Annotated in this window: 21 protein-coding genes and 3 pseudogenes; 7 read left to right on the top strand and 17 right to left on the bottom strand. The window is 62.6% G+C overall.

The features are described from left to right. The first annotated feature begins 518 nt into the window (after nucleotides 1-518). Nucleotides 519-689 carry a LysR substrate-binding domain-containing protein gene (locus AB4Z48_RS37330; RefSeq protein ID WP_441623472.1) on the top strand — a complete coding sequence of 57 codons (171 nt, stop codon included), beginning with the start codon at nucleotides 519-521 and terminating at the stop codon, nucleotides 687-689. 928 nt (nucleotides 690-1617) lie between these two features. Then, on the top strand, nucleotides 1618-1803 hold the full coding sequence (locus AB4Z48_RS37335; RefSeq protein ID WP_441623430.1) for a helix-turn-helix domain-containing protein: 186 nt from the start codon (nucleotides 1618-1620) through the stop codon (nucleotides 1801-1803). 109 nt (nucleotides 1804-1912) lie between these two features. Here the strand turns inward: AB4Z48_RS37335 and AB4Z48_RS37340 are convergent. The 13 genes and pseudogenes from AB4Z48_RS37340 to AB4Z48_RS37400 form a co-directional block, all read right to left on the bottom strand. Continuing rightward, nucleotides 1913-2122 (bottom strand): annotated as a pseudogene (locus tag AB4Z48_RS37340) (DUF4172 domain-containing protein); the annotation flags it as partial. Nucleotides 2123-2452: 330 nt separating this feature from the next. Beyond that, entirely contained in the window at nucleotides 2453-2572 is a 120-nt protein-coding gene (locus tag AB4Z48_RS37345; protein ID WP_441623473.1) for a hypothetical protein, read from the bottom strand. 220 nt (nucleotides 2573-2792) lie between these two features. Then, entirely contained in the window at nucleotides 2793-3788 is a 996-nt protein-coding gene (locus AB4Z48_RS37350; RefSeq protein WP_441623432.1) for a Bug family tripartite tricarboxylate transporter substrate binding protein, read from the bottom strand. A gap of 282 nt (nucleotides 3789-4070) precedes the next feature. Further along, nucleotides 4071-5021, bottom strand: a complete 951-nt coding sequence (gene hutG, locus AB4Z48_RS37355) for a formimidoylglutamase (protein WP_441623433.1) — start codon at nucleotides 5019-5021, stop codon at nucleotides 4071-4073. Continuing rightward, the gene (locus AB4Z48_RS37360; RefSeq protein ID WP_441623435.1) at nucleotides 5018-5779 is read right to left on the bottom strand and encodes an amino acid ABC transporter ATP-binding protein; all 762 of its coding nucleotides are present in this window, start codon (nucleotides 5777-5779) and stop codon (nucleotides 5018-5020) included. The genes hutG and AB4Z48_RS37360 overlap by 4 nt, the downstream gene beginning before the upstream one ends. Continuing rightward, nucleotides 5776-6444, bottom strand: a complete 669-nt coding sequence (locus AB4Z48_RS37365) for an amino acid ABC transporter permease (RefSeq protein ID WP_441623437.1) — start codon at nucleotides 6442-6444, stop codon at nucleotides 5776-5778. The genes AB4Z48_RS37360 and AB4Z48_RS37365 overlap by 4 nt, the downstream gene beginning before the upstream one ends. 18 nt (nucleotides 6445-6462) lie before the next feature. Beyond that, nucleotides 6463-7230, bottom strand: coding sequence for a transporter substrate-binding domain-containing protein (locus tag AB4Z48_RS37370; RefSeq protein ID WP_441623439.1), 768 nt, complete (start codon nucleotides 7228-7230; stop codon nucleotides 6463-6465). An 83-nt stretch (nucleotides 7231-7313) separates the two neighbouring features. Then, nucleotides 7314-8108, bottom strand: a complete 795-nt coding sequence (locus AB4Z48_RS37375; RefSeq protein WP_441623475.1) for an IclR family transcriptional regulator — start codon at nucleotides 8106-8108, stop codon at nucleotides 7314-7316. Nucleotides 8109-8482: 374 nt separating this feature from the next. Beyond that, entirely contained in the window at nucleotides 8483-9463 is a 981-nt protein-coding gene (locus AB4Z48_RS37380; protein ID WP_441623441.1) for an alpha/beta fold hydrolase, read from the bottom strand. A gap of 253 nt (nucleotides 9464-9716) precedes the next feature. Then, nucleotides 9717-9953: pseudogene (locus AB4Z48_RS37385) on the bottom strand (IS5/IS1182 family transposase); the annotation flags it as partial. Next, nucleotides 9950-11296, bottom strand: coding sequence for an MFS transporter (locus AB4Z48_RS37390; RefSeq protein ID WP_441623443.1), 1347 nt, complete (start codon nucleotides 11294-11296; stop codon nucleotides 9950-9952). The pseudogene AB4Z48_RS37385 and the gene AB4Z48_RS37390, both read right to left, overlap by 4 nt. Nucleotides 11297-11668: 372 nt before the next feature. Then, nucleotides 11669-11820: pseudogene (locus AB4Z48_RS37395) on the bottom strand (aminotransferase class V-fold PLP-dependent enzyme); the annotation flags it as partial. A 76-nt stretch (nucleotides 11821-11896) separates the two neighbouring features. Continuing rightward, nucleotides 11897-12760 carry an alpha/beta fold hydrolase gene (locus AB4Z48_RS37400; protein WP_441623444.1) on the bottom strand — a complete coding sequence of 288 codons (864 nt, stop codon included), beginning with the start codon at nucleotides 12758-12760 and terminating at the stop codon, nucleotides 11897-11899. Nucleotides 12761-12867: 107 nt separating this feature from the next. Here AB4Z48_RS37400 and AB4Z48_RS37405 point away from each other — a divergent pair, with 107 nt between their 5' ends. Further along, the gene (locus tag AB4Z48_RS37405; RefSeq protein ID WP_441623446.1) at nucleotides 12868-13731 is read left to right on the top strand and encodes a LysR substrate-binding domain-containing protein; all 864 of its coding nucleotides are present in this window, start codon (nucleotides 12868-12870) and stop codon (nucleotides 13729-13731) included. Between the two features lie 119 nt (nucleotides 13732-13850). On the opposite strand, the gene AB4Z48_RS37410 is transcribed toward AB4Z48_RS37405, so the two are convergent. The 3 genes from AB4Z48_RS37410 to AB4Z48_RS37420 are packed head-to-tail and all read right to left on the bottom strand — an operon-like array spanning nucleotide 13851 to nucleotide 17382. Then, nucleotides 13851-14843 (bottom strand): tripartite tricarboxylate transporter substrate-binding protein, encoded by a 993-nt coding sequence (locus AB4Z48_RS37410; protein ID WP_441623447.1) that lies wholly within the window; start codon nucleotides 14841-14843, stop codon nucleotides 13851-13853. A 27-nt stretch (nucleotides 14844-14870) separates the two neighbouring features. Then, a complete protein-coding gene (locus tag AB4Z48_RS37415; RefSeq protein ID WP_441623477.1) occupies nucleotides 14871-16379 on the bottom strand; it encodes a M81 family metallopeptidase in 1509 nt (502 codons plus the stop codon). A gap of 25 nt (nucleotides 16380-16404) precedes the next feature. Continuing rightward, entirely contained in the window at nucleotides 16405-17382 is a 978-nt protein-coding gene (locus AB4Z48_RS37420; protein ID WP_441623449.1) for a Bug family tripartite tricarboxylate transporter substrate binding protein, read from the bottom strand. 214 nt (nucleotides 17383-17596) lie between these two features. Between AB4Z48_RS37420 and AB4Z48_RS37425 the strand changes: the two genes are divergently transcribed. Next, nucleotides 17597-18592, top strand: coding sequence for a LysR family transcriptional regulator (locus AB4Z48_RS37425; protein WP_441623451.1), 996 nt, complete (start codon nucleotides 17597-17599; stop codon nucleotides 18590-18592). 431 nt (nucleotides 18593-19023) lie between these two features. Here the strand turns inward: AB4Z48_RS37425 and AB4Z48_RS37430 are convergent, their stop codons facing one another. Beyond that, nucleotides 19024-19941 (bottom strand): AraC family transcriptional regulator, encoded by a 918-nt coding sequence (locus AB4Z48_RS37430; protein ID WP_441623453.1) that lies wholly within the window; start codon nucleotides 19939-19941, stop codon nucleotides 19024-19026. A 175-nt stretch (nucleotides 19942-20116) separates the two neighbouring features. On the opposite strand from AB4Z48_RS37430, the gene AB4Z48_RS37435 reads away from it, so the two are divergent. The 3 genes from AB4Z48_RS37435 to AB4Z48_RS37445 are packed head-to-tail and all read left to right on the top strand — an operon-like array spanning nucleotide 20117 to nucleotide 23999. Further along, nucleotides 20117-21211 carry an NADH:flavin oxidoreductase/NADH oxidase gene (locus tag AB4Z48_RS37435; RefSeq protein ID WP_441623455.1) on the top strand — a complete coding sequence of 365 codons (1095 nt, stop codon included), beginning with the start codon at nucleotides 20117-20119 and terminating at the stop codon, nucleotides 21209-21211. Between the two features lie 57 nt (nucleotides 21212-21268). Then, nucleotides 21269-21742 (top strand): (2Fe-2S)-binding protein, encoded by a 474-nt coding sequence (locus AB4Z48_RS37440; protein WP_441623457.1) that lies wholly within the window; start codon nucleotides 21269-21271, stop codon nucleotides 21740-21742. A 10-nt stretch (nucleotides 21743-21752) separates the two neighbouring features. Continuing rightward, a complete protein-coding gene (locus AB4Z48_RS37445) occupies nucleotides 21753-23999 on the top strand; it encodes a molybdopterin cofactor-binding domain-containing protein (protein ID WP_441623458.1) in 2247 nt (748 codons plus the stop codon). The last annotated feature ends 119 nt before the right edge of the window (nucleotides 24000-24118 follow it).

The raw sequence follows: 24118 nt of genomic DNA on the forward strand, positions 1-24118 counted from the left end.
GCGCCGCCTTTCGCAACCATAGTGGGCGTTGGGAGCCGTTGCCAGGCGCAGGCTCGCTCGACGAGATGGCCCAGGTGGTCGTCACGCTCCTGGAGCCGTACCTACAGCCTGATAATTATTAAATCTATTTACGGGATGTTGTACTAGTGGTCGCCGGGCTCGGACTGGGCAAGGTGGACGGTGGCAGGGACTACCCTGCCCGGGCTACCGCCTGACACACTTATTGTCCATGGGGAGTGCGATATCCGAGTGCCCATTACCACGATACCGCGATGGGCGGAGAGCCAGTCCGTCGCCGTGGTGACGATGGCGGGGGCCGATCACTTCTTCAGCAAACGACTTCTCGTACTCTCTCGTTTCGTCTGCGCGCACCTCGCATCTGTACCGTATTCAGCATCGACCTGACTTCGAATTAGAGCTCCCAAGCTTGCGCTCGGAAGATCATGGCTGTGCCGAAATCCGCAGGAATCTCCGCAGTTCATGCAAGACGTCGGGAATAGGCGTAGGCAACATATTACCTGCACCCATACAATGGAAGTACAGACTTGGGCATCATATCCGGACCGATCAATTCGGACGGCCTCGATCTGGTGCATTTCAGCACCGACAAGCTCGTGCTTGCGACCCCAATCCGACATCCCCTCGCGCAGAAGACCGAAGTATCTTTCTCCGAAACGTTGGACTACTAGCATGTCGAGCCTCCATGAAGGCAGCACGATCTACGCGTTTCTGAACGACATCGTAAAGGAGCAAAGGAAAAGGCTGCCAATACGGACTTCATGTTGTCGCCAGCGCGCATCGTGGCGATGTGTCCGCGCAGTGCAAAGCGTGCAACGGCGCCGCCTATCGTACCGATCACGTCTTCATCTAGCTATTGCCCCCCGACTCACGGTCCAACCGGAGAGCGTCGCAATGCCACTTCGGCCTACTACCAACCCACACCACCAGCATGCTTACCATCCGCCTGCCCTCGGCACTTGCACCGGTCGGTCAAAAAAGGGCGTCAGGAAGTCGATGCATTTCCGCACATCTGTAGCACAGCAACTCCCCGGAAAGCGGTCTGCGGAGAACTTTTCCTTCCATGCAGTGCATGATGCCGACGCCGTTCCCACACTCAAGATGAGCGAGGTTAGTGGTGTCTTCCTGTACTCGTTCAACGGAATCATCGAGGTCAGGCTAGAAGATACTCAACTTGTCGCTCCCCCGATCTCTGGCATTTGGCTACCACCGGCTCAGCTCCCTTTGAGCATTTGGGGACTTGCAACACGCCATTGCTTGTTCACAGTGCACTCACGCCTATGTACTGGTCTCGCCAGCGTCCCTTGCACGATTTCCGTAAGTCCATTGATGCGCGCCATCCTCGACCATTTGAGCACGGCGGACGTCACCTCCTCTCCCTCAATGGAGAATCTGCGCCTGTATCAAGTCCTACTCGACCAGCTTATTCATAGCAAGGCGACTGGCAGTTACCTCCCGTACACAACCGACCCACTGTTAGTACCTATCCTCCGACTCCTGGAAAATTCTCCTGGCGATATTCCCAAACTGCCCGCACTCGCTGAGCTGGCCAAAACGACCGAACGGACGCTAGCAAGGCGCGCGTAAAAGAATTTAGGTATGTCATTGGCCGAATGGAAACAACGTCTCCGGGTTGTCAAAGCGATACCTCTACTCAATGCTGCGCACACGGTCGAGGAGATTGCATCCCACCTTGGTTACAGCAGCGCATCGGCGTTCATGGCTATGTTCCATCGCCTGATGGGTGTGCCACCAGACGAGTTTCGGCACCGGGAGGGGCGCTGAAGCGCCTTGCGGTGAACGAAGTCCATCTTGGCCTCCTTCCGAAGGCGTTGGCAAGGGTCCATGAAGGCGCCGCTCCCCCCACGAGCCAAGTCATGTCCCGGAGGCGTGCCTACTCGGATAGGTCGTTCAACTCATAGCTGGTGCTGCGCCCACCTGCATCCGATTTGCGCAATACGCCACGTGCGAGCAGTTCAGTGATGTCGCGCAGCGCGGTGTCTGGGGAGCATTTGGCGATCGCCGCCCACTTGGAACTGGTGAGCGTCCCTTCGAAGCCATCGAGCAGTCGGTTGAGCAGTTTCACTTGCCGTTCGTTCAGTGGTCGGTCAGTTGCTGCCGTTCCCTCCGCTTTAATGCATGCCCCGATCGAGATGCGCATGGAGGTTCTCCAATGGAGTCTGTACGCCATGCTCTCCCTTCCTGCCGGATTTGCCCCCCGCCTTTGGCCACTCCCCTACCTGCCGGAGGACGACGCCGGGCACGCGGCCACGGTGGCCTGTGCTGCCAAACCCCGGTTTCAGGTTGGGTCGGGAATCCTGGCGATTAATTGCAATTTTGATGATCAAGGGATGCTCGCCAGAACAACTGTTGTTGACGATTGTCATTCGTGCGACCCAGGCTCAACATTCATTTCCCAGGTACTACAGCAGGTTCAGGGACGACCGCTGTTCCCGATAGGTCCCGGCTGCAGATGTTGGACCTCATCAACAATCAGCATGCGCGGCTCGCCCTTTCGAAGCAGCTCACGGGTCAGCTTCTTCCATTTTGAAATGGGGGCACGTCGTCAACGCTCCATCGGGGAACAGACAGGTGCAGCTACTGACCCTTCAATTGATTGGCTCGATTAATCTTGAGATGGAGAATTTGCATGATGGCATGCGTTGGTCAGAAAGGCGTAAAGGTCCCGCAACCGCCGGCTACGAGACCTTTGTCTTGGGCAAGCTCGGGCATCCCGCCAATGCAGCGTGCGCTGGGCCTGCCAAAGCGTCTTTCTATTCAGGCTTTGCCCCTGACTCGCGGATCACACGTGCCCACAAGCGTGACTGTCCGTCAATCCAGGTAGAAAACTCATCGGGTGAATTCCCGTAAGGCTCCAGGCCCTGCTGCCGCATCTTCGCTGCCACATCGGGTTGCCGGAGCGCATCGGCAATTGCCACATTCAGCTTCTGCACCACTTCGCGCGGCGTACCCGCCGGGGCAAAGACCACTTGCGCGATCCATGACTCGAAGCCTGGAAAGCCACTCTCCGCGACAGTGGGCACCTGGGGCAACTCTGGCAGGCGCTTGGGCGAAGTGACCGCGATCGGCTTCAATCGCCCGGCCTTGATGAGCTGGGCAACCGTCGCGTAGCCAGTGAAGAGCAGATCGACCTGGCCGCCTGCCGTATCGCTGATTGCCGCGCCACTGCCTTTGTACGGCACGTGCGTTAGCGGCAGATGCGTCACGCTCTTCAGCAACTCCGCTGTCAGGTGAGTGCTAGTGCCGTTTCCGCTCGATGCAATCGACAACGGCTGCGGATGGGAGCGCTGCTCTGCCACCAGTTCCGCCAGCGTATTCGCCCGTAACCGTGTTGGCGCCACCAGGAGATTGGGGAACTGCGCCAGGCTAATGACCGGTGTCAGGTCCTTGGTCGCGTAAGTGAGTTTCGCGTACAGCGCGGGCGCGATGGTAGCTACGCTGGCATCCGTCAACAGCAATGTCGTGCCGTCTGGCGCCGCCTTGGCGACAACGCCCGCGCCAAGCGTGCCACCGGCACCCGGTCGGTTCTCGATGATGACCGTGGATCTCAGCGTCTCGGCGAGCCGGGGCTGAATCAATCGGGCCAGCACGTCCGAGCCTCCGCCGGGGCCGAAGGGCACGACGATGCGAACGATGCGATCGGCACTGCCCTGGGCGTGCGCCAGGCCGAAGCCGGGGATGACAGTGGCCATTCCCATCAAGAGAATCGCGTGGACCGCCTGGCGCCGAAAACGCGAAGGGTTTTGCATGTCTGGTCTCCTGTTCGCTGGAGTCCGTCGCTCTATTCGACGCCGTCACGCTACCCTGCGCGACACATCGAATTTGATCGAACCGAGCATCCATTGTGATCATTTCGATCATTGTATGCGAACGGAGTCCGTAGAATGCCCCGGTATAAACCCTTGTTCAAGCCCCCACAGGGAAACGATCGCTCAAAGTGACTGAATCGCGCAATATCCGCACCGGCGCTCCGGAGTACAGAAGCGCCGAAGCGCTCAGGTCGGCCCGCGGCCAGGGAAGTGACCTGCCTGTCAGCCAAACAGGCGCCAGGCCAGGCGGGCCGCCACGCGTGCGCCCTGGTGGTCGCGGTCATACTGCGGGTTGTATTCCGCCAGGTCGGCCACGCGCAGCTTGCCGCTGCGGCGCGCGAGCAAGGCCACCTCCTCCACCACCGGTAACGGCACGCCATAGGCGGCAGGTGCCGACACGCCCGGCATCACGGCCGCCGGCAGTGCGTCGAGGTCGATGGTCAGGTACAAGTGGTCGGTGGCATCGATGCGCGCTGCCAGTTCCGCCAGACGCGATGGCAGGTGGCGCTCCTGCATGTCCACGTCTTCCACATAGCAAACGCCCAACGCATCGGCGCGGCTGAAAAGCGCCGGCGTATTGCTGAGGCGGCTGACGCCCAGGCAGATATAGTCGAACGGCTGCCCTCGCTCTGCGCACGCGTTGGCGATCTGATCGAACGGCGTGCCGGAGCTTGCGGGCCGGCTGGTGCGCAGGTCGAAGTGGGCGTCGATATTGATGATAAGTACGCGCCCGCCATCGTCCTGTGCATCCAGGTGCGCGCGCAGGCCTTGCCACGTGCCCCAGGCCACTTCATGGCCGCCGCCCAGCACCAGCGGAAGCCCGCCACGCGCCAGCGCGTCGCGTACGGTTTCCGCCAGCGCCCGCTGGGCCGATTCCAGGTCGCCGTCCTCGCAGCCGACATTGCCCGCGTCGTACAACGCGGGCAGTCCGTGCGCCGGCACGTTGGCCAGCGCCTGGCGGATGGCGTCCGGGCCGTGCGCGGCGCCGGGGCGGCCCTGGTTGCGCAGCACGCCGGTGTCGCAACTGAAGCCGAGCAGCACCGGCGCGCCGCTCAGGGGCGTCGGGTCTGCTGCTTCCAGCACATGTACGATGCGGAACAGGCGCGTGGTGTCGCCGCGCTCGCCGCTGTCGACACGGCCCTGCCAGGGATTCTGGGTCACAGCCATGCTCATGCCCGCGTCAGCACGGCCTGCAGGAAGCCACGCGTGCGTTCCTGCGTCGGCGCCGAAAAGATGACCGACGGCGGCCCCGCCTCAATGATGCCGCCGCCATCCATGACCACCACCACATCGGCCACTTCGCGGGCAAAGCCCATTTCATGGGTGACCACGACCATGGTCATGCCTTCGGCGGCCAGCACCTTCATCACCTGCAGCACTTCGCCGACCAGCTCGGGGTCCAGTGCTGAGGTCGGCTCGTCGAACAGCATCACGCGCGGCTCCATGGCCAGTGCGCGGGCAATGGCCACGCGCTGCTTCTGGCCGCCCGACAGGCTGGCGGGCATGGCCTGGGCCTTGTGCGCAAGACCGACTTTCTCAAGCAGGCTCATCGCCTTGCGCTCGGCTTCTTCGCGCGAGATGCCGCGCAGCATGCGGGGGCCCACCGTGACGTTGTGCAGTACCGACAGGTGCGGGAACAGATTGAACGACTGGAACACCATACCCACTTCCGTGCGCAGTTGGTTCAGTTCGTGCTCGCCGATCAGTTGGCCCTCGGTCACCAGCCGCTTGCCGACGATGTCGATGGTGCCGGCCTCAGGTTGTTCCAGGCCGTTGCAGCAACGCAGGAAGGTGCTCTTGCCCGAGCCGCTGGGGCCGATCACAACCACGACCTGCGACGGTTCCACATCGAAGTCGATGCCGCGCAAGACCGAATGGCCTCCGAATGATTTGCCCAGGTTCCGGATCCGGATGATTGCGGAATCGCTCATTGCACCATGCCTCCCATGCGCAGCCGTTTTTCTGCGCGTTGCAGGATCAGCCCGGCTGCGCTCGTCAGGATCAGATAAACCAGTGCGATCGCCAGATAGACTTCCAGCGACCGGTACGACACGCTGATGATCTTCTGGCCCTCGTGCATCAGGTCGGCAATGGTCAGCAGCGACACCAGCGCCGAGTTCTTGATCAGGGCGATGAACTCATTGCCCAGCGGTGGAATCATCCGCACGATGGCCTGCGGCAGGATCACTGCGCGCATGGCCTGGCCGGAAGACATGCCGATCGAGCGAGCCGCTTCCATCTGGCCCTTGTCCACGGATTGAATGGCGCCGCGCACGATTTCCGACACATAGGCGCCGGAATAGATGCCCAGCCCGATCACGCCGCACACAAAGGCCGGCAGCAGGATGTCGAATTGCGGCAGCCCGAAGAACAGCAGGAACAGCTGCACCAGCAGCGGCGTGCCGCGAATGAACGTCACATAGGCAGTACAGATGCCATAGATGACACGACGCTTCGGGTCCAGCCGGCCGATGCCGACCAGCAGGCCCATGATGCAACCCAGCACCAGCGCGCAGGCGGTCACCTCCACGGTGACGATGGCGCCGTGGAGGATGTCAGGCCAACCGGCAAAGACAGGAGAAAAATCCAGTTCCATGATGATGATTCGCGCGGCTTATTTGGCGGCTGCGTTGGCGGCGTTGCCGAACCACTTCTGGGTCAGCTTGGCGTAGGTTCCATCGGCCTTCACCTTGGTCAGTGCGGCATTGAGGGCGCGCGTGAGCTCGGGCGTGTCCTTACGCACGGCCATGCCGTATTCCTCGGTGGTCAACGGCTGCTCCACCATGCGCAGGCCGCCTCGGGTCTTGACGTACTGCATAGCGGCCGGCTTGCCGGTCACGGCGGCGTCGGCACGCCCGATCTCGACCAGGCTGAACATTTCCTGGTTCTTCTCGACTTCCACGCGCTGCACCTGTGGATACGTGTCGCGCAGGAAGCTGACCGACTTGGTGCCCACCTGCACGCTGACCTTCTTGCCGTTCAGATCGACCGGGGTGTGGATGGTGGTGTTGCCGCTCTTGACCAGTGCCACCAGGCCGCCGGTGTAGTACGGCTCGGTGAAGTCCACCACCTTGCTGCGCTCGGGGGTGATGTAGATGCCGGACACGGCCATGTCGAAGCGGCGCGAGACCAGCCCGGGGACCAGGCCCTTGAAGTCGATGTCGGTCCACTCAACCCGCTTGCCCATCACCTTGGCCATGGCCTCAACGAGTTCCACATCAAAGCCGGTGCGCTTGCCGTTCTCGACGAATTCCATCGGCGGGAAGGTGGCGTCGGTGGCCACACGCAGCACGGCGCTGTCCTCAGCGTGGGCGGCGACGCCGAAAGTCAGGCTGATCAGGGCCGTCAGGCCGGCCATCAGGCATTTGCGACGTAGGTTCATGGAGGTCTCCTTTTTTACTCGGTAGCGAAGCGGCGGCCGTCGTAGCGGTTTGTCGACGGCAGTGGTAATGATTTGCCTTGTGTTCAGTAAGACTGCAGCCGGGCAGAAATCCGCATTGCCGCTGCCACGGTCATGGCGATCAGAGCGGTTTCGCGCCCTTGCCGGCGTGTCGCCGGCACCATCAGCGTGATGGAACCCAGCGCATCTGCCTTGCTGCGCCGCGAGAAGAGAGGCGCGCTCACGCCCCACACGCCCGGATCCACCGCGCCCTCGCTGACGGCGTAGCCGGCCTCGCGAATGGCGGCGAGTTCAGCCAGCAGCTGCTCGGATTCGCCTGGCTCGCACAGGGCATGGACGAGACGCTCGCGCGCTTCGTCGCGCATGAACGCCAGCAGCGACTTGGCCGACGCACCGGCGCGCAGCGGCACGCCGCGCCCCTTTTCGAACGAGCAGCGCAGCGACTGGCGGCTTTCCACCATCTCCAGGCACACGGCGTGATCCTTGACGGCGACGATCAGGCCCACGCTTTCATCCGACTGCTGTGCCAATAGCCGCATGTCGGGCAAGGCTTCGCGGGCCAGGTGGGAGGCCATGTCAAAACCGAGCGCCAGTTGCAGGCTGATCGGGCCCGGCGCGTACTCGCCGTCGGACTCCAGCACAAAGCCCCAGCGCTTGAGCATTACCAGTTGCCGGTAGAGCGTGCTCTTGGGCAGGCCGGTCTTGGCGACGAGCTCCCGCACGGTGATCGGCGCGCCGTGTTGTGCGAGCGCCGCCAGCACGAACAGCACGCGATCGGCCCCGCCGGCTGGCTGCCCGGGTTCGGCGGGCGTGGAGGTCGCGGGCTTCAAGGCGCTTGGGTTATCGACGGGATTCAACATAGGTGCCAAGAATAGGACCTCGTTCCCAAAAATCAAAACCACGAGTCCCAAAAATCGGGAATGATTGACTAGGGGTAACCCTTACATCTGGAAGATCGACCGGCCACGTGCCTGAAGCGCCGCTGCGACGCGATCTGCGGAAACGGACGCTAAAGGACGGCGAGGCGTTGTAAGCACCCGGAGAACCCATCTTGATGGTCCTGGCACTCTGTCTGTCCTGCAAGAGTGAGAGTTGCGCAGACTCCTGACTTCTGATGGACAAAAAGGGCTTCCGCCTCAAGCCGGCCACATATCAATGGCGCGCGGGCAAGCGAGAACAAACGGCTTCACCGCGTAGTCGGCGCCAACCGTGACACCGGCCGGAATGCCGTGGATTATTTGGCGTCAAATGCGGCTCTTACTTCGGCAATGGTTGCGGCCTTGTCCTGCAAATGCGGATAGTGGCCAATACTCGGAAGGACGTGGAAATCCAGCCCCGCGCGATTGGCCAGCTCCTGACCCATTTCCTTTTGAATATAGATGTCCTTCTCCCCCCAGATGACGCTGACGGGAGTCTTCAGCTTGCCCAGGTTGGCTTCGAAATAGTCCTGGTCACGCGTGAAGTGAGAGTAGTAGTGATAGAACGAGTCGGCAGACGTCAGCGCGCCGTTTTGCCATCCATGGGCGATGTCTGCCTTAAATTCCGGTGTGACTTCATAGCGTAAAGACTCGGGAAGCCCACGAATAAAGGCGTTCTGCAAGATCTCGTCACGTGCGCGGTTAAAGGCGGCATGGACCGCCTCGGCCGTCGCGGGATCCTTGAGCCCCTGAAGACGCTCCTGCATGAACTGCGGCCGGTTGAACGGCGCGAAGTCGCCGACGACGATGCGCTTTGCAATGGCCGGGTCGTCGATGGCCGCCAGCAGGGCCGGCAGCGCGCCAATGTCCGTCGCGTAGATCACAAGATGCTGCGTGTCGATTCCGGCAGTGGCGATATAGTCCTTGAGCACCTTTGCGTAGTCGCTGGGGGCGTAGGCAAACTTGTCGGCGGCGGGACGAGACGACTCGCCATAGCCGGGCCAGTCGAACGCGTGAACTTCATAGTTCTGGGCCAGGGAGGACGCGATGTCTTTCCACGCGTACAGCGTCTCGGGGAATCCATGCAGGAACAGCACGGTGCCACTGGCGGCGGCATTGTGTACGACCAGGCGCCTCAGCTTGATATCGGGGTTGACCTGGACGAAGCCAATCTCCGGTATTGCGGGTTGCGGCGCCGCCGCGTGCGCGGTGCCAATGAGTAGCGTGGCAGCCAGCCCTGCCGCACCTGCGGCAGCCGCGAATCGGAGCGCGCTGCGAACTGTGGATTTCGTTGTCATGTCGTCTACCTTTTGCTCTAGGGTCTGCAAGCGCCCCAACCAAGGCGGCGGGTATCTGTTGCATATGCAGCATTGAAGGATGGATATGTATCCCGGCTGTAGCGGACAGAGGCTCTTAATGTATTGGTTCGTATCGGCCGCGCGCGCCACTACGTTGGCATACAAAAATCCCGACAGCCCGCCGCGGACGTGTGCTCAGATGCAACGCCTATCCTCAAGTTGCGCGTCACATCCGATGCTGGATTTGCACGTGCCCCTGCTCAGGGGAGTGCATTTCCGGGTCACGCTCGCCCCCTGCGTTCTTGGTGGAACCGGGCGCCGAGGCAAACGTCGCATCCACTGCCGTGCCAGTCTTCAGCATCAAGCCTTTCGCGCGGAGGAGATCGCTGACTACGGAAAACATCTTGTTGCTCAGATCGTGCGTTTCCAGAAGATGCCGGAAGCGAAGGATAGTGGTCTCATCCGGAAGCCGCACCATGCCTTCATCTAACCATCTCGCCCAGGAACTCGCGTTCGCGAGTGCGCTTGGTCGACAGTCTCCCGGACCTCGTTTAGCACCTCGGCCTCCACCTCCGGATTTGGCTCGCCATCCCTGGTAGCAATCAATGCTCTCGGCGCCAGCGGGATCAAAGGCAGGATCAGTGCGTACACTACGGTCGTCGCGATCACACAGTATGTGAAACCGTGCGTTGGGCTGCTGTTATAGATCCATGAACCCAACAGATCGCCGGCACGGGCCGAGAGCGCGAGAACGCCATCGACCAGCATCATCAAGGTTCCTTGCAAGCCTGGCGGACAGGATCGCATCGCGAGATCGAAGTATGCTGCCGTGGCTACACCGCCCATGAGTCCTATCGGTGCCGCCAATACAAGCGCGAGATTGGCTGAGTGAATGAATGCCAGCGGAATCATCTGCGGCACTGCGACGATCGTGCCCCACCACAGCAGCTTGTTCAGCGCCACTTTCTTGCACAGAAAACCATACAGCAAAAATGTCGGGATGAAGGCGGCGGCAAAAATCCCGTTGTAGTACGAGTAAACGGAATCCGCTGCATGCAGCTCATTGGTCAGATAGAACTGAAGCGGCGTGGCCGCTCCTGGCGCAAAGTTCCACAGAAAGCAGATGAGAACCGCTGGATAAACGGCCTTATGCCTCACCAGCCGCCTGGCATTCCCAACGAGATCTGCGCCCCTGGCTTGCGGCTTCTCGTAGGCATGGCCGAAGACGGAAATGGGCTTCCAGAGCCCCAATGCGGCAACCAGTAGATTGACCGCCGCCACCAGGAAGAAAGCCTCTTTCACGGCAAAATGATCGGAGACGTATACGGAAGCAAATGCTCCCGCAACGACCGGGACGGAGCCGGCCACATTCAACAGAGCGCTCAGGCGCCCGGACATGCTTTTCTCCTGGCCCACTAGCGCGATTAACCCCTGATAGGCCGCGGCGACAAATCGGGACGACAGCATTGCCAGCAGCATCCCGGCGACCAGTCCCGCGTATGAGAAACCTGCAAACGCCATCCAGATGAATGCCACCGCGGTCACCGGAGCGAAGATCAGGAAGAAGCCGCGATCCCGCAATCCCAGCGGGTTCCATAGGTCGCGCGCGAGGCCAAAAGCGAACGCAAGGTAGACTGGGATGCCCGTAACCAGCCGGAATGTCGCGATCTGCGTCGCCGTCGCATGCAACTGGTTCTTGAGTATGTACGACGTCTGTATATCAACCAGGTAACCGGCGGGCGTTGCCAAAGCGACGAACAGGGTCAGACAACCGAAATACAGCAGGGTTCGGTCGCTGCCCTCGGAACCATTACGGCCAGAAGCGGCCAGCATTTTCGTCGCTTAAGCGCAAGAGTGGAATTTCGATCTGTTCCGGATTGCCGACCAGAACTGTTTGCAGAGCTACATCTACGGACGGGTGCAGGCGAGGATCTCGCCATCAACCCGGACGACAAGTACCGGATATGGCGTGGAATCCTCACCCGCGTGCGAGCCCGCGGGTGCGCGGCAGCCGGCTTCTCCAGAACCGCCCAAGCGGCATCCTGCAAGCCTACGCTACTGTTAGCGTAGGCAAAAAATGAGATTTGATGTTCCGAGACCTGCTCCATCGAGGCGATTCCGGTCGACACTGAACGTGTCTTGTCCTCCGCTCAGGCGATTAATTGCGTTTTGCTGCGAGGGTAGGACGGCTGAGGCGCTTTCGGCGATCGGCTGGATCACGCCGATCTCGTTGTTCACCATCACCACCGAGACGATGCTATCGGGGCGCAGCACGCTGCGGGCGTGTCGAAGTCGATAAGGCCGTCGGGGCCGACCTCCAGGTAGGTCACGTCAAAGCCTTGCCGCTCCAGTTCTCGCCAGACTGTTTGCCCCGCAACAGGCCGCCCCCCTCAGGCGAGAGAATCCCATGTGTGCCCTGGACACAAGGCCCCGCTAGCTAGCCAACTTGGCAACCGCCCGATTGAACGCGCCTGGGTTGGCAATATTCATGCCGTGAGAGGCTCCGGCAATTGTCTGACGCTCAGCGCGCCCGATCCATTCTTGAAGCTTCTCGACCGTGCTACGGAACATTCGCGGACTCTTTTGCCCATCGATCAGCAACGTTCGACACTGGATTTCACGGGCGGCTTCACGTGTGTAGGCGGGCAACGGGTCAAGCAGCTGCTTCGGCAGTGTGAGCGCATTATCGAGCGCCATGCTGCGGAAGCTCTGGGAACTCTTGCTCCAGAAACCAGGCATGGTTACCGAGTCTACAAACAGATTCAGACCGGCATCGAATTCGCCTTGCTCAATCAGTTCTGCGGCCTTCGCTCGCAACGCATGGGTGGCCGGCGGCAATTTGGCGGCTTCTGCTTGCGGCGTTGCCTGCAACGGGCCGCCTGGATCAGCGAGCGTGAGCGTCTTCACCACGTGAGGGTATTCGCGCGCCAGATGAAACGCGATGCAGCCGCCACGCGAGTGGCCGACCAGATGGACCGGCCCGAGACCCAGCGCCTCGATGAACTCCGCAATTTCAGCGACGTGCGCCTCCCAACTGAAGTCGCCGCGTCCGAATGCGTTGGTTTCCGGCCAATAGTGGCCCAGGCTCGGAGCGAAGCAGTGGAAGTTCTTCGAGAGCGAAGCGAGCTGCGGGTCCCAATAGCGGTAGTCGCACAGCGACCCGTGCACGAATACCATTGGCTCGCCGCTCCCAGCTTCCACGTATGGAACGGAGGTGCCGGAGGCAGTGGAAACAAAAGAGGGTTGTGGCCAGGCGCCGGCAAGAGCCAGCGTAGTCAGGGGCGCTCGTGCATTCATGTCTAACTCCGTTTCGCAGACTTTGCTGCACCGCACCCAAAAAGAAAATCGCATAATATTGATGGAATCGTTCAGATTTTCTGATATCTCTCCACGGAAGAATAAACATGAGCACCGAGAGGAATGCCCTCGACGTCGACGTTCTCACCATGATCATCGCCGTTGCAGACACAGGCACGATCAGCCGAGCTGGCGAACTCGTGCATCGCTCGCAGTCGGCGGTGAGCATGCAGATCAAAACGCTGGAATTGGCCCTTGGCAAAGCGCTCTTCGTACGCAAGCCGCGCAGCGTGATTCCGACGCAGGACGGAGAGGTGCTTCTGGCGTACGCGCGCCGGATCATTGCACTACGCGATGAGGCGTGGGCCGCGGTCGTGCGACCGGACGTCACTGGCCGCGTGGTGATCGGCGTACCTGACGATTACGCGTCGTCGCTGTTCCCACCGATTCTCAAGAAGTTCTCGGCCAGCTATCCCAAGGTCGAAATCCAGGTGATCGGGCTGCCCAGCGTCGCGCTAGCGCCGATGCTGCGAGACGGCACAGTGGATCTCGTCTGCGCGACGCGTGTCAAAGGGCTGACCGGCGAGTTCTTGCGGCATGAACCGATGGTGTGGGCAGCCGCCCCGGGCTCCACTGAAATCTGGCGAGAGCGGCCGCTACCCATTGCTGTGTTTCTGCCTGGAAGCGTCGCACGCGAGAAGGCGATTCGGAGCCTTGAGCGCGAAAAGATTGCGTATCGAACATCATATGAGAGCCCGAGTCTGCTGGGCCTGCTAACCATGGCCCGAGCCGGTCTCGCCATCACCCCACTGGCGCGGTGTGCAGTGCCGCCTGACTTTACGCTGCTCGGGCCAGCGCAGGGTCTGCCTGAGATTGGCACGCTCGAGATCGTACTTGCGCGGAGTGTCACGTCGAACCGGCCACCCTGCGATTTTCTCGCGGAACGCATAGTCGCCGAGCTACACGCATAAGCCGCGCTGCGATGGCATTCGCCCGACTGCCAAATGGACGACGTGGAGGATTAGCGTTCTTCGCCCATCGTCGCGGCGTTAAGCGGCATGGCAGATACCGTGGTCATGCCGTTTTGGCGTCAGTCGTCGGCCGTAAATCCAGAGGCATCGACAATGGGCTTCCATTGCGCCCGTTGTGCAAGGATCGTCTTGTGGGCTTCCGCGCCAGGCTGACCTGCCATCTCCATGCCAAGAGCCGCCATCTTCGCGCGCACCTCAGGATCCTTCACAGCATCCAGCAGTGCCTTCTCAAGACGCGCAACAGTCGCGGCAGGGGTGCCCGCAGGGACGAACGCGGAATACCAGCCCGATGCCATATCGAAGCCCGGTATGCCGGCTTCGCGCAGCGTCGGTACACCGGGAAGCAAGGTTGAGCGCTTAGTGCCTGTCACGCCGAGAAAGCGGATCTTTCCCGCTCGATGCAGCTCCATCTGGCCCCCTATCGCATCGACGCCTATAGGCAGCGTGCCCCCGATCTCGTCCGTCAACATCATCGCCGCGCCACGGTAGGCCGTTGGTGTCAGCGGCACATCAATGGCCTTGCGCAGCGTGAGCACGCCGAAGTGCACGGTGCCACCCAGTGTGACCAGCCCGAACCCGGTGGAGGTCGGATTGCGCTTCACCCATGCGATATATTCCGACATCGTCTTGTAAGGCTGGTTGACGCTGGCCGAAGCGACCAGGGGCACGTCCGCCAGATAAGCAACAGGCACCAGATCCTTGTCGGGATCGTACGGCAGCCGCTTGTAGGTCAATGGGAAGATAGTGAACGGTGGCGCGGGCGAGATAAGGATGGTTTTCCCATCCGGCGCGGACCGCTTCACCGATTCGAGCGCGAGCCGGGTTGAAGCCCCGGGCCGGTTCTCGACCAGAATGGTTTCGCCAAGTGAGACGCGCAGCTTCTCCGCGAGGGTGCGCGCGAAAACGTCCAGTGCGCCGCCCGCTGCAAAGCCAACGACGATGCGGGTGGGAGTGTCGGCGCCGGCGGCAACGGCCGTGGCCGGTACGCTCGCCGCGGCAACGGCGGCGATGAAGGCGGCGGCCAGCTTGCGTAAGAAGAAGCGATTGTGCATGTCTGAGTCCTCAGTTTTCGTGCCGGCTTACGCCGCGGCCAGGTCCAGCGTGGTGTCCGGTTCCAGCGGATAAATCGGCCGCCGGAGGTTCTTGAATGGAAACAGGCTGTAGTCCGAACTGCACACCCCCGGTCCGGCTACCAACACGACATGCCGGGCAATCGGACCGAACCCCGCGCGGAAATGCTGGCGCGACTTGATCAGGATGTACTTTTTGCGCGCCAGGTCGATGCCTGCATGCGTGAACACGCCGGTGTCGAATGGCTCCTGCGGCTTCTCGCAGACCATCACCAGCACACCGTCCACGTCGAGTACGGCCACACGGCCAAGACTGAGCCGCACGCCGGTAAACATCGGTCCGGTCACCTGGTAGTTGCCATCGGTAATGCACTTCACCCGCCCGGTCAGCATCAGGGGCTGGCCTTTGAGTTGCAACGCGGGCATGTCGGTCCGCCCGCCCACCGCGAGCGTAATCTGCTGGCCGACGCCAGCCTCGATCATCCGCGCCACCGCGGCCGGATCCCAGAACGGGCCGGCCACGACATCGTCGAGGCCCTGGCGCATCACTTCGGCCAGCACGCTCATCTGGTCGGTAGGGCCGCCGGCGCCGCAGTTGTCGCCATGGTCCACCAGTACCACGGGGCCGCCGTCGAGCGTCTTGGCGCGCGCTACCGACTCCGCCATCGGCTCGACCGGGAAGACAAAATCGGCGCGGCGTGCCCAGGCCATTGCCGTCAGTTCGTCCAGCAACTGGCGCGCGGCATGCTCGCGCCCGGCATCTGCCACGATCACCACGGTCAGGCCAACGTGCGGGATATCGGCGAGCGGAAATCCGCCAAACACCGAGGCATTGAGCACTTCGCCATCGCGCTCCGCCGCCATGGCGCGGTCCATGATGTCTTTCATGGGCTGGTCCTGCGGGGTCTGCCGCAGCATATGCGTGAGCATCGGCAAGGTGCGCGACAGGATGACCGGCGTGGCCTCGCCGCGCAGCGCGGCCATCAGCGTGCGCGCGGCACGCGTGCCGGTGTCGTACACGTCGACGTGGGGATAGGTGCAGTAGCCGGCGATGGCCGTTGCATTGCCCACCAGCGCTTCGCTGAAGTTGGCGTGGAAATCCAGCGCCACAGCAATGGGCACGTCCGGCGCCACGGCACGGATGCGCCTGAGCAGTTCGCCCTCGGCATCGGGATAGCCCTGCGCCACCATCGCGCCGTGCAGGTCGAGCATGACGGCGTCGCATCCTTCGCGCACCGCCGCCACGATGGATGCCGTCATCGATTCAAACGCCTCGGCGGTCACGATGCCGCTTGGCACCGCGTTGGCCAGCAGCGGCATGACGAACTCGTCGCCCTGGCTGCGCACCATGTCGATAAAGGCCGCGGCGGCATTGTTGGTGCCTTCGCAGGCCCGGATGGCTGCCTCGCCGGAGGTCGGCCCATCCACGCCGGTGCCGCGGCAGAATGACGAGAGCGGCGTCGCGATCGGCGAGAACGTATTGGTTTCATGCCGCATCAGGGCAATGACAAAGCGCATCTTCTTATCCTTGGTGTGCATGGCTTCAGTTCGCATCCAGGTTGACTGCCTTGGCGATCGCGCCATAGCGGGCGGACTCGGCCTGGAGAAATTTACGGGCCTGCGCGGGCGGGGTCAGCACGGGTTCGTAAGCGAGCGACTGCAGGCGTGCGAGGAAGTCAGGCTCTTCCACGCTGCTATTCACTTCCTTGTACAGCCGCTCGATGATTGGCTGGGGCGTACCTGTCCGCACCACCAGCGCCAGATTGGCGCTCACCAACAGCCCATCCGGGCTATCGGCCTTTTGCGTCTCGAGCTTCGGGAACTGGGCGACGGCGTGGCTCTGCAGGGTTGCCAGGGGCTTGACCTTGCCGTCGGTGACGTAGGCCACCGAAGAGCCGATCACGTCGACGTGCGCGTCGGTCTGGCCGCCGATGAGATCTGCCATTGCCGGCGGCGACCCGCGATAGGGGACGATGGCAAAGTCCAGGCCATTGCGCTGCTTCCAGTTGGCCAGCGCCAAGTGGGCCGCACCGGCCACGGTATTGATGCTGATCGAGACCTTCCCGGGGTTGCCTTGGATATAGGCTTTCAAGTCCGCCAGGTTCCGTTCCTTGCGGTCGGAGCGGGCAACGATCCAGTGCGGCACCGTGGTCAGAATGGTGACGGGCGTGAGCTCGGTATCGGGGTTGTAGCGCAGGCCCTTGATGACGTGCGGGTTGATGTTGAGCGAGCCATCGCTGGCGAGCAGCAGGGTATAGCCTTCCGGCTTGTCCTTCAGAGCTGACATAACGCCGGGCACGGTGGCGCCGCCCGCGATGTTCTCGACCACGACCGGCTGCCCCAGCCTCTTCTCCAGCTTCCGGGACAGCGTTCGCGCGATGATGTCGTAGGACCCGCCTGCAGGGAACGGCACAACCAGTCGCAGTGGACGCTCCGGCCAGGCTGCACCGGCTGCAAAACTTGCGGTGGCAAGGCTGAAGCCGAATATGGCCGCCCTGGCTGCTGCACTAAATATGCTCATGTACTCGTCTCCTGACCTTGGGTCTTGTGCTTCCCGGTGTCGCATAAACGGCAGCGCTGCATGGCCAGCCAGTACGGGAAGGGGCGTGCTCATGGGGCAGCCCGGGACCACTATAGAGAAGTCCATCATCAACCAAAAGCGAATTAAACTTGAGAGTTGTTGAGCATTTGGTTAATACTAGATCCTTGTAGTTCGCCCCCCGTGAGTTTGCCCAATGCCGTCCGCCGTCCATCCCGTTCATGCCCTCCTCGCCCGCCTCAAGTTCCGGCATCTGCGCGTCATCCTTGCACTCGACGAACTGCAAAGTGCCGCCGAAGTGGCGGCACGCTTCCATATCAGCCCGGCAGCGGTGTCGAAGACATTGGCGGAAGTGGAGGCCATCGTCGGCATGCCCTTGTTCGAGCGCGGACGCCGCGGCATGCGAGCCACCGAGATCGGCCAGGAGATGATCGAGGGCGCGGCATTGGTAACGGCGCAGCTGAGCCGCCTGGCCGAGTCCCTGCAAGCGGTGCGCGAGGGCACGCGGGGTCAGATGAGCATGGCCTACCGGACCACATCGGTCCAGCCCCTCCTGGCGCAGTTGATCTGCGCGTTCCATGAAGGCAATCCGGGGGTCGACATCAGCGTGATCGATGGCGGGATCATCGAGCTCATCAACCAGGTCGACGAGGGCGAACTCGATCTGTTGTTTGCCTACGAAGATCCGCGCCTTGAGCGCAAGGATCTGCTCTACGCGCCCATCATTCCGGGACAGAAACTGGTCATCGTGGCCAGCATGACGCATCCACTGCTGCGGCAGCGTCACATCACCGCGCAGGATCTGGTCGATCAGCAATGGTGCATCCCCGCTCAGGGGGCACGCATGCTGCATCACCTGCACACCGCTTTCCGCGCCCTGGAGATGCCGCCACCGCAGCGCGGCATCCGAACCAGCGACGTAACCATGACGGTCAATCTACTGCAGGCCGCGCACTTCCTGGCTGTGTATCCCGAGCGCATCGCCGCCCAGTTGGCGGCGGCGAATATGGCCCGTGTGCTTCCGTTCAAGCTGGCAAGCCAGGTAGAGCCGGTTGTCATGGTGTGGAACTGCGCACTGGCGCCGCGGGCTCCTGCACGGGCCTTTCGTGACTTCATCCTGCGTCACGCCGCGGCGATGCCAGCGGATCCTTCAGCGTGGCTGGCAAATGTGGGAGCAATGAAGCCTGCGTAACGACCCCGCTTTCGTTCACCAACCAACGCGTCGTCAAGGCGGCGCAACCCGTCGCGATCAACGCAACGCAAGACATCCCGGTACGGAAGGGGAAGCGCGCTGAGCGCCAAGGACTTCGACGATCTGTCCCCGCTGTCGCCGCGCCTGGCTCGCGAGGCTCGCTTCTGCATGAGCGATGCCTTCGAGATCCTGGCCGGTATGCAACGTGCTCGTGAAACCAACCCGGGTGACCTAATCGGGCAACGCAGAAGCGACCAGATCGGGTGGACCAGCAAGACGTGAGGCTTGTCCGCGTCCCAACGGGACCACGCGAACACGATTCAGCGCGTACGGCAAGGGCGAACGACGCAGGCCTGCTTCAATCGTCCCACGCCTTACATGGCTGGACTCGTTGCGCCAGAACATTGGCGTAGAAAACCTGCGACTGGCTTTCAGCTAACGCGCATTCGTTGGATATCCCGCAAAGGGGGAGCACCGAAAAGCCGGGCATATTCCCGGCTGAACTGTGATGCGCTTTCATACCCGACGCGCAGACTTGCCGTTCCCGCGTCGAGGTTCTGGCTCAGCATCAATTGACGTGCTTCCTGGAGGCGCAGCTGTTTCTGGTACTGCAGCGGGCTGGTCCCCGTAATCGCGCGAAAGTGCTGCCGGAATGTCGACGGGCTCATGTGTGCATTGGCAGCGAGTTCCTCCACCTGGAACGATTGTGCAAAATTCAGCTTGAGCCAGGCCACTGCCCCGGCAATCTGCTCACTTGGCGAGCCGGTGGCCGCGAACTTTCGAAGCAGCGGCCCATTGGCCCCCGCCAGCAGGCGAATGGCGATTTCCTGCTGAATCAATGCGGCGACGTGAGGTATGAGTTCCGGCTCGTCGAGCAGGCGTACGAGCCGGATCAATGCGTCCAGGACGGGCGGCTCAAGGTCACTGACGGAAATTGCGAGATTCGGACTCTGCTTCCGAGGTTTGATCCCTTCCATATCTGCGGCCAGTTCCATGACGATGCGCGGGTCAAGCGCCAGCATCAGGCCAAGGAACGGCTTGGCCGGCGTCGCGACCGTGACGTTCGACACAACAGGCACGTCGATCGTCGTCAGCAGGGATTGTCCGGCGGCGTAGTTGAACACCTCGTTGCCAAGCATGACCTGCTTGCCACCCTGAGCGACCACCCCTAACCCAAACCCGTAGATGCATGGCATCGGGGCTGCGCTGGCGCTCCTGCGGTGAAGCGTCAGGCCCGAAACGCCGGTGAAGTGGTCGCCGTCATTTTGGGCAATTCGACCGATTGCCTCGGCGAGGGTGTCGATGGCCGCAGCCTTGCCAGGATTTCCAGTCTTTTCACGCGCGTTCATGCTCCTGCTCCGCCCTCTTTTTGCTGCGTGAAGTCTATCACCGGGCCGAAGCCAGAACGGGCGTGACGGGCATGCAATCGTCGGATTGGGCAAGAATGGGGGCGGAATTGGCAAACAGTTTTCGGGCACCTTCCCGCAAACTGGGCCCCATCGCCACTTTCCATGGGCTTGCCAGATGTCCTCCCTCTTTTCCCCCTACTCATTGAGGGGCGTCACCCTTCGAAATCGTATCGTCGTCTCTCCCATGTGCCAGTACATGGCCGAGAACGGGCAACTTAGCGACTGGCATCAGAGCCACTACGCTATGCTGGCGCGCGGTGGCGCCGGGCTCGTCATCGTTGAAGCGACCGCCGTGTCGCCCGAGGGACGTATTACGCCCGGCGACGTGGGTCTCTGGAGTGACTCGCACATTGCGGGCCTTGCCGCTGTGGCGAAGGCCATCAGGGCCGCCGGCGCCGTCGCGGGCATCCAGATCGGTCACGCCGGTCGCAAGGCCGGCTGCACGCCCCCTTGGGACGGCGGTGCCCCACTGGACAGGAACGATCGGCGCGCGTGGCAGCCGGTGGCGCCGAGCGCGCTGCCGTTCATGCCCGCAAACCCACATATGCCGCGCGAATTGAGCCTGGATGAAATCCGGCGCACGCAACAGCATTTCGTGGATGCCGCCGCTCGTGCCCTGCAAGCGGGATTCCAGTGGCTCGAGCTTCATTTTGCCCATGGCTTCCTCGCACAGAATTTCCTGTCCGCTCTCACCAATGCGAGGGACGACCAGTACGGCGGCTGCCTTGAAAATCGCGCTCGCTTCCTGATCGAGACGGTCGCCGCAGTGAGAGAGGTATGGCCGAATAGCCTGCCGCTGACGGCACGCCTGGGTGTCGTGGAATTCAACGGCCGGGAAGACGAGACACTCGCGGAGTCCGTTCAGGTCCTGAAATGGCTGAAGGATGCCGGCCTGGATCTCGTCGACGTCGGACTGGCACTGTCCACCGCGGACGAACAAGTCCCATGGGGACCCAACTTCCTCGTTCCCTACGCGCGACGGATTCGCGCGCAAACCGGGCTGCCGGTTGCGACCAGCTGGCAGATCACGAGTGCGTCGGCGGCAGACGCCCTGATTCGCGAGGGGCAGCTCGACCTTGCGCTGTTCGGCCGTACATTGCTGGCGAATCCGCACTGGCCGTTCCAGGCGGCGCGGGACCTCAAGGTCGAGCAGGCAGCGTCGGTGCTGCCAACGCCGTACGCCTTCTGGCTGCAGAGCTGGGCGGGCTGAGGCCAGGCGATTCGCGGCACTCGTACCCTGACCACCACCTACGGAGAACCCTCCCCGATGAGCACCCTCAACGTTAACGGCCGTAAGCATACGATCGATGTCGATCCCGGCACGCCCATTCTCTGGGCGCTGCGCGACTCCCTTGGCATGACCGGCACCAAGTTCGGCTGCGGCGCTGCCCTATGCGGCGCCTGCACCGTGCATCTGGACGGCCAGGCCATTCGCTCGTGCGTCACTCCGGTCTCTGCTGCCGAGGGCAAGACCATCGTCACCATCGAAGCTGCGACCGATGGCAGCGACCGGGTCGGAACCGTAGTTTATGCGGCCTGGGTCAAACACGACGTGGCGCAATGCGGTTACTGCCAAAGCGGCCAGGTCATGAGCGCTACTGCCTTCCTCAAATCCCTGCCTCGCGGCAAGCAACCCAGCGCTGCCGAGATCGACGCCGCCATGGCGGGAAACATCTGCCGCTGTGGTACCTATCCCCGCATTCGCGCCGCAGTGGCCGATGCCGCCAAGGCCCTTGCCTGAAGGATCCGCCATGTTTCCCAGTCTCGATCACGGCGAAATGCCGCGCAATCTACAGCGGCTGCTGGCGCGGAGCCAGAGCGACGAACCCACCATGCTGCCGCGCCGCAGCTTCCTGAAGCTGGCCGRCTCCCTCGGCCTGGTGCTTGGTGCATTTCCGCATCTGGCCATCGCACAGGCCGTCAATGCCGGTGGTGCTGCGAGCGCCCTGAAGCCGACGCAGCAGCCATTGGCGTTTGTGCAGATCGCTCCCAGCGGCGAGGTCACCGTGACCGTCAACCGGCTGGAGTTCGGCCAAGGCGTGCAGACTGCCTTGCCGATGATCCTGGCCGAGGAGCTCGACGCGGACTGGAGCCTGGTGCGCAGCCGGCACGGCTCGAACGACGCTGCCTACGTCGACCCGCTGTTCGGCATTCATCTCACCGGCGGTTCGCATTCGGTCAAGAACAGCTTCACGCAGTACCGCGAGCTTGGTGCCCGTGCCCGCGCGATGCTGCTGTCGGCGGCGGCGGCGCGCTGGAACGTGGACGTGGCCACGCTGCGCACCCGCGCAGGTTTGGTGCTGGATCCGGGTGGCCGTACGCTGACCTACGGCGAACTGGCCGAAGCCGCCATGGCGTTGCCGGTGCCGGAGAAGGTCACGCTGAAGGACCCGAAGGACTTTCGTATCATAGGCACGCCCACCACGCGCATCGATGCGCGTGCCAAGAGCAGCGGGCGCCAGGACTTCGGCATCGACACACGCCTGCCCGGTCAGCTCACGGCCGTGGTGGCACATCCCCCTGTGTTTGGCGCGCGACTGACCGCGGTAGACGACACCGCCGCACGAGCCATCAATGGTGTCAAGGCCGTGCTGCGCGTGCCGGGGGACCGTGGTGGCGAAGGCGTGGCCGTGCTCGCCGACGGCTACTGGGCGGCCAGGCAAGGGCGCGACGCGCTGAAGCTTCAATGGAACACGAGCGCGGTCGAAAAGGCTGACAGCGAACGGTTGCTGGCCCAGTACCGCGAGTTGGCGGCGCAGCCCGGCCGGCGTCAGTTCGACGCGGACATGACGCCGCTGGCCACCGCGCCGCGCCAGCTGGACGCGGAATTCGTGTTCCCCTACCTGGCGCACGCGCCGATGGAACCACTGAACTGCACCGTCCAGCTGTCCGACGAGCGCGCCGAACTGTGGGTCGGCTCCCAGTGCCCTGGACTGGACGGTGCCGCTGCCGCGCGCGCACTTGGCCTCAAGCCCGAGCAATTGAAGATCCATGTACAGATGGCGGGCGGCGGCTTTGGCCGGCGCTTCGCGAGCACGAGCGACTACGTGGTCGAGGCCTGTGCGATCGCCAAGGCTGCGCGCACCGCCGGCATGAAGGCACCGATTCGCATGCTATGGAGCCGCGAGGACGACATCAAGGGCGGGTATTACCGCCCGATGCACCTGCATCGCGCGCGCATCGGCTTCGACCAGCAAGGCAAGGTGCTGGCCTGGGATCATGTCATCGTTGGCCAGTCCATTACCTCGGGCACGGTGTTCGGGGAATTCCAGGTCAAGAACGGCATCGACGCCACGGCCACGGAGGGCATGCGCGATCCCTACCCGCTACCGATGCGCCTGACCGTGCATCACCCCACGCCCAACGTGCCGGTGCTATGGTGGCGCAGTGTCGGTTCCACCCACACTGCTTACGTCATGGAGACACTGCTCGACGAGATTGCGCGCGCCACCAAGCAAGACCCGGTGGCTTACCGCATGCGCCTGTTCGGCGACAAGCATCCGCGCCATCGCGCGGCGTTGCAACTGGCGGTGGACAAGAGCGGCTACGGCAAGAAGAAGCTACCCGCCGGCCGCGCCTGGGGGGTCGCGGTGCACGAGTCATTCGATTCCGTGGTGGCCTATGTCGTAGAGGCCTCCGTTAAGGAGGGTCGCCCCCAACTGCATCGCGTCACAGCCGGCGTGCATTGCAATCTGGTGGTGAATCCTCGCACCGTGGAAGCACAGGTGCAGGGCGCGGCAGTCATGGGGCTGTCGATGTGCCTGGCGGGCTCGGCCATCACGCTGAAGGACGGTGTCGTCGAGCAAAGCAACTTTGGCGACTTCACAGTGGCGCGCATTACCGATGCCCCCGCATTCGACGTCCACATCGTGCCCAGTGCGGATCCACCGACGGGCATGGGCGAGCCTGGCCTGCCGCCGTTGGCGCCGGCGTTTGCCAACGCCATTGCCCGCCTCACCGGCAAGCCGCTGCGCCAGCTTCCCTTCAACCTGTCCTGATTGCCCACCGACGACAGGCCCCGCCTGCTGCTGTTAGCGCGTGGCCGTCAGCCCTGGGGCATCGATGCCGTACTTTGCTGTCCCGGGTTGTATGCTCCGGTGATCATTTCGCCGGCGGA

Source organism: Cupriavidus sp. 2TAF22 (assembly GCF_052115045.1).
Taxonomy (GTDB): domain Bacteria; phylum Pseudomonadota; class Gammaproteobacteria; order Burkholderiales; family Burkholderiaceae; genus Cupriavidus.

Coding starts and splice junctions, on each gene's coding strand:
- AB4Z48_RS37370 (WP_441623439.1), bottom strand. CDS start 7,230: ATGAACCTACGTCGCAAATGCCTGATGGCCGGCCTGACGGCCCTGATC.
- AB4Z48_RS37430 (WP_441623453.1), bottom strand. CDS start 19,941: ATGAACGCGCGTGAAAAGACTGGAAATCCTGGCAAGGCTGCGGCCATC.
- AB4Z48_RS37415 (WP_441623477.1), bottom strand. CDS start 16,379: ATGCGCTTTGTCATTGCCCTGATGCGGCATGAAACCAATACGTTCTCG.
- AB4Z48_RS37440 (WP_441623457.1), top strand. CDS start 21,269: ATGAGCACCCTCAACGTTAACGGCCGTAAGCATACGATCGATGTCGAT.
- AB4Z48_RS37375 (WP_441623475.1), bottom strand. CDS start 8,108: ATGTTGAATCCCGTCGATAACCCAAGCGCCTTGAAGCCCGCGACCTCC.
- AB4Z48_RS37420 (WP_441623449.1), bottom strand. CDS start 17,382: ATGAGCATATTTAGTGCAGCAGCCAGGGCGGCCATATTCGGCTTCAGC.
- hutG (WP_441623433.1), bottom strand. CDS start 5,021: ATGAGCATGGCTGTGACCCAGAATCCCTGGCAGGGCCGTGTCGACAGC.
- AB4Z48_RS37335 (WP_441623430.1), top strand. CDS start 1,618: ATGTCATTGGCCGAATGGAAACAACGTCTCCGGGTTGTCAAAGCGATA.
- AB4Z48_RS37410 (WP_441623447.1), bottom strand. CDS start 14,843: ATGCACAATCGCTTCTTCTTACGCAAGCTGGCCGCCGCCTTCATCGCC.
- AB4Z48_RS37425 (WP_441623451.1), top strand. CDS start 17,597: ATGCCGTCCGCCGTCCATCCCGTTCATGCCCTCCTCGCCCGCCTCAAG.
- AB4Z48_RS37435 (WP_441623455.1), top strand. CDS start 20,117: ATGTCCTCCCTCTTTTCCCCCTACTCATTGAGGGGCGTCACCCTTCGA.
- AB4Z48_RS37365 (WP_441623437.1), bottom strand. CDS start 6,444: ATGGAACTGGATTTTTCTCCTGTCTTTGCCGGTTGGCCTGACATCCTC.
- AB4Z48_RS37405 (WP_441623446.1), top strand. CDS start 12,868: ATGAGCACCGAGAGGAATGCCCTCGACGTCGACGTTCTCACCATGATC.
- AB4Z48_RS37400 (WP_441623444.1), bottom strand. CDS start 12,760: ATGAATGCACGAGCGCCCCTGACTACGCTGGCTCTTGCCGGCGCCTGG.
- AB4Z48_RS37380 (WP_441623441.1), bottom strand. CDS start 9,463: ATGACAACGAAATCCACAGTTCGCAGCGCGCTCCGATTCGCGGCTGCC.
- AB4Z48_RS37350 (WP_441623432.1), bottom strand. CDS start 3,788: ATGCAAAACCCTTCGCGTTTTCGGCGCCAGGCGGTCCACGCGATTCTC.
- AB4Z48_RS37390 (WP_441623443.1), bottom strand. CDS start 11,296: ATGCTGGCCGCTTCTGGCCGTAATGGTTCCGAGGGCAGCGACCGAACC.
- AB4Z48_RS37360 (WP_441623435.1), bottom strand. CDS start 5,779: ATGAGCGATTCCGCAATCATCCGGATCCGGAACCTGGGCAAATCATTC.